We start from the raw sequence: 494 nt of genomic DNA on the forward strand, positions 1-494 counted from the left end.
ACTGGTGACGCCGCCGATCAGGGCGGGGTCGATATAGGCCTTGCCGTCGACGCCGGCATAACCCCGCCAGGTGGTCGTCGTCTGCTGGGTGCCGTCGATCGCCACGCGCACGCGGTTCTGGCCCTGCAGGCCGCGGATATTGACGTTGACGGAACCGCCATTGTGGTTGTTGGCGGAGATGACACCGGGCGTGTTCTTGAAGATGTCGCCGGCCGTCGATCCGCGAAAGCGTTCGATCTGCTCCGAGGAGATGTAGCTGGTCGAACCCGCCGTCTGATAGGGCTCATCGACAAGATTGCCCGCACGGCCGCCGTGCAGGACGATCGGCGCCAGCATCGTGTCACCGTCGCCGGTGGCCGCAGCGCCGGAAGCGGCAGCTTCAAGCGTGACGGTGTTGCCGCTGCTGAAGCGATAGGAAATGCCCGTGCCGGACAAGAGCCGCGCGAGCGCCGCGGATGGCGTCAGCGCCCCGGTCGCGCCGCCGGTGGTCTTTC

General features: G+C 67.0%; 1 protein-coding gene. It reads right to left on the reverse strand.

Translation table 11 applies throughout. From position 1 onward, the window contains the following. On the reverse strand, window positions 1-494 hold a 494-nt coding region (locus KVS69_RS18720; RefSeq protein WP_217539480.1), incomplete at both ends, for an STN domain-containing protein.

Origin of the sequence: Stenotrophomonas sp. GbtcB23, assembly GCF_019091045.1 — a bacterium.
Classification (GTDB): domain Bacteria; phylum Pseudomonadota; class Gammaproteobacteria; order Xanthomonadales; family Xanthomonadaceae; genus Stenotrophomonas; species Stenotrophomonas rhizophila_A.